This is a genomic window from Candidatus Cloacimonadota bacterium, from assembly GCA_020532355.1.
In the GTDB taxonomy this organism is placed as follows: Bacteria; Cloacimonadota; Cloacimonadia; order Cloacimonadales; family Cloacimonadaceae; genus UBA5456.
The window spans coordinates 1-3,857 of record JAJBBD010000104.1 but is presented as its reverse complement, the minus strand read 5'-3'; the positions used below and the strand labels follow the sequence as shown (position 1 = coordinate 3,857).

The 3,857-nt window shown below is 40.1% G+C and carries 4 protein-coding genes and 2 tRNA genes; 4 read left to right on the top strand and 2 right to left on the bottom strand.

The window, feature by feature from the left end:
* Positions 1 to 185 (bottom strand): hypothetical protein (locus tag LHW48_03715; protein MCB5259564.1); only part of this gene is annotated, 185 nt, incomplete at its 3' end.
* Complete coding sequence (locus LHW48_03710; protein MCB5259563.1) at positions 182 to 787, bottom strand: TetR/AcrR family transcriptional regulator; 606 nt, start codon at positions 785 to 787, stop codon at positions 182 to 184. The genes LHW48_03710 and LHW48_03715, both read right to left, overlap by 4 nt.
* 663 nt (positions 788 to 1,450) lie before the next feature.
* Between LHW48_03710 and LHW48_03705 the strand changes: the two genes are divergently transcribed.
* The 4 genes from LHW48_03705 to LHW48_03690 all read left to right on the top strand — a co-directional run.
* Positions 1,451 to 1,528, top strand: a tRNA-Pro gene (locus tag LHW48_03705).
* 19 nt (positions 1,529 to 1,547) lie between these two features.
* A tRNA-Val gene (locus LHW48_03700) sits at positions 1,548 to 1,623 on the top strand.
* Between the two features lie 24 nt (positions 1,624 to 1,647).
* Positions 1,648 to 2,607, top strand: a complete 960-nt coding sequence (locus LHW48_03695; GenBank protein ID MCB5259562.1) for an NAD(P)-dependent oxidoreductase — start codon at positions 1,648 to 1,650, stop codon at positions 2,605 to 2,607.
* Positions 2,580 to 3,857: hypothetical protein (locus tag LHW48_03690; GenBank protein ID MCB5259561.1), on the top strand; the 1,278-nt coding region annotated here is incomplete at its 3' end. The genes LHW48_03695 and LHW48_03690, both read left to right, overlap by 28 nt.

The following is a 3,857-nucleotide window of genomic DNA, read 5'->3' as shown; positions in this document are numbered from 1 at the left end:
TTCAATTGGGGCAATAAACTGCCTCGCACGTCTCGATATTGTTCATCTGCTTTGGATATTTCTTCGGTGGCTACAAGCAACTCCTTGTTGTTTTGTTTTGCCAATTGGATGCTTTCACCCAACGTGATCGCCGAAAGAGTAAGACAGCAGCCTGTTCCTATCACTAATGCTATCCACTTCTTCATGTTGTACCTCTTTTCAATATTCCATATAAAATTAATTTCAATATTACGTCATGATCGCGCTCAATCCGGCTTAAAAAACCTTCAAAATCTACAACCATTATGGAAAGATCACCCATCAGAAACCAGTCGTTTATTACTTCACAAAGCCGTTCTTGCGATATTTGATCGGATACCATTCCTTCGGCAATACCTTCTTGGATGATCCCCATTAATAACTCCAACATTTTATTGCGGTTCTGGATTCTGTATTGCTCAAAATGCTTTTTGCTATTAAAGGGGATGCTTTTCAGCCCATCCAACCAGATTGGCATTTCCGCACAAATATACTCTACTGGTGCTTGTAAGAAGTAACGCAACTTCTCTTCAAAACTTTGCTTTTTTTCAATATTATGTTGCATTTCTTCGATGAAGCTATCGGCTTTTTCTGAGACCACGTTAATGAATAAATCTTCTTTGCTGGTAAAGTAATAATATATCGTTCCCTTGGCGATTCTTGCCTCTGTGGCGATCTCATCCAATGAAGTTTTATTATAACCATATTTAGAAAATACCCTCGAGGCTACATCGAGGATCATCTGTTTTTTGTCTCGACTTTGGTTCATATCAATTCTTTGTGTAAACTCCTGTTTTAGTTATTTGAGTTGTAAAACTAAAAAACGCCGCAAGTTGTGCTACTGCAAGCTACATCATCAATAAAGAACAAATATATATACGGTAACTGTGATATTACTAAATAGTTACAGCATATTGCCATTTCCTTTGGCGCATGCTGAAGAGAGGCATGTTATTTGTCAACATATTTCTGACTATCTGGGCTATAATGGTCAGTTCATCATAATCCCCATCTCAATTAATTTGCTCTTAATAAAGAGCTTAGTAGAAAAACAAACGTTGCAATATATACTAAAAAGATCTGTAGGTGAATTTGTTTGTGCTTAGATTCTTGTTGCGTAAACATAACTCTAGCGTGGCTTAACCGGAATATTTTCCCGAATCTGCAGAATGATGTCCCGATAAAGCATCCTTGATATCAGCATAATGTAGTAGGGGCGATTATTGTAGCGGAGGATTTCACTCTTTCGAATTGGTTGTTGAACGTAGCATCGGAATAATGTGATAATCTGCTATATAGCAGAATAGTTGCAGGTTTTGCTGACTCTTTGTGTCCACATCCCAAACTATAGGCAGTTTACAGTAATTATAAAGTAAAGATAAGAAAATTATTGACAGAAAAGCAGCACTTATTTTTTGTGAGCTAACTGCTGCGGGGTGTAGCGCAGCCCGGTTAGCGCACTGGTTTTGGGAACCAGGTGTCGGAGGTTCGAATCCTCTCACCCCGACCAGCGCTTACACCGAAGCAGTGGGCGTTTAGCTCAGCTGGGAGAGCGCTTGCCTTACAAGCAAGATGTCGGGGGTTCAAGTCCCTCAACGCCCACCACTTTTCTTTAAGAACAGGGGACCGATGAAAATAGCTATTACAGGCGCCAACGGTTTTGTAGGCAGCACCCTGGTTAAACACTTCCACCATAAAGGTTTTGAACCTGTGGCATTTGTACGTAAATCTTTCCAGATAGCTCCTATTCCCGTGCGGATTGTGGATTTTACTCAAAGTGAATCTCTGGCTAATGCCTTAGAAGATATTGATGTGTTAATCCATAATGCTGGTAAAACGAAAGCTCTGCACAAAAATGAAATGCTGGCAGCAAATGTAGGCTTAACTCATCATGTAGTTTCTGCGGTTAACCTGGTTAAACATCCCATTCGGCTAATCTACATCAGCTCTCAAGCTGCTGCGGGTCCCTCTTCAATTACAAATCCCAAAAAGGAATCTGATCCCTTACAGCCAATCAGCACCTATGGTAAAAGCAAGGCTATTGCCGAAAAAATTATCCAAACACAATGCCACAAGCCCTTTAATATTGTGCGTCCGTGCTCGGTTTATGGTCCTTCCGATGCAGATTTTTTGCCTTTGTTTAAGCTTGGGGCGATGGGCATAAATCTCCAGATAGGTAGAAAAAAACGTTATATCAACATGATTCATATTAGCCAGTTAGCTGATTTTTTGTTGTATCTTATCGGGAACACACATGTGGATAAAGAGATTTTTTTTGCTACCGATAATCAAGTTTATACCCAAAGTGAAATTGCCGCTACCATAACCGAAGTAAGCGGCAAGCAAATGCACAAGATAACTATACCGTCGTTTAGCGCTAAGTTGGCGTTTTCTGGCATAGAGCAATATGGAAGAATTACCAATAAAGAAGTAACCTTGAACTTAGATAAATATCGGGAAATAAAGGCTGAAGGCTGGGTTGCATCTTCTCAAAAAGCGAAACAGCTACTGGGATGGAATCCTCCCCCCAAACTGAAAGAACTGATAGAAGAGACATATTTATGGTACAGACAAAACGCCTGGCTTTGATTCTGTTATTCATTAGTGTTTACGTACTCGTTGCTCAGAATGCAGACGTAAATGAAAGCCTATTGGATTTGAATCAGAATCAGCTTGAGCCAGATAGTTTGCAAACCGTTTTAGACGAAGAGCTCGAGCAGATGTTAAGAGAGATTGAAGAACCCGATGAAGAAAGTATAGAGTTGATTGAGGTAGATAAGACAGAGGTTTTAGAGCTCATTGATAAACGACGTCAGATAAATCTTGCTAACCCTTGGTATTATGATCATTTAGGGTACCCCAACAACTGTTCAATTTACTATTCAAATTTTGATGTTACAGGCCTGATGAACGAAGCGATGAGCTTGCAGGTTGAAGGTTTTGAGCTTCCCTCAACGCTTAGTTCAACTTGGTTGTATCAGGGTTTTTTGTCACAGTTTCACAGTTTTGAACACTCTGGCACGCGGATGAATGTCAAGGCTCAAAAATACGATTATCCCGTAAGTTTATCCCGCTTGCAGGGATCTTTGGGGGATTATGATAGTCGCTATGTGTTGGGTTCTTTTGCCAAGGGCAATATCTTTGGATTTAGAGGTCTCAGCATCGGTTTCGATTACGCAATGTACAATGGCTATTTTACGGATTTATCTAATAGCGGAAACTCTGGGCGACAGTCCATTTCATATAGGTATAAGGATTTCTTATGGAATTTTGAGATCGCTACCTATCTAAAAGAAAGCAGTGCTTACGAAATGCATCCATCTTATTGGCATTTGGGAAATTATAAGATTGACAGCCGCTATCGGCATTCTGTATTCAGTTTCCAAAATCCTTGGTTAAATATGGCTGTGGCAAATTTTTCGGATCGGATAAGCTCTAACAAGTTTGCTAACTCGTGGGAAACAGATTCTTGGCATATAGCCCTAGATAAAAGCATCAACTATGCTCAAGTAGAGCTTGCTTTACGCCACGAATATAGAGATATGCAAAGAAACTATGTATCTGCCATGAACATAAACCAGAACGACTATCGCCATAAAAGCAGTATCGGCTTGCACAGCCCACATCTTGTTAGGCTGGATGTAACCGGAGATTTTTACGATTGGGATGCTTTTAGCATTAATAGCTCGCTTCAAAAAGATTTTGGCATCTTTACTCTTGGGGCATATTGGCAAAACTACATTACAGATAATGATGTTTATACTTCTATCACTTCTCCCACCGATGGCACACCGATGGATGCGATAGATATAGATAACCCCGAAGAAAGCGCACTGTTT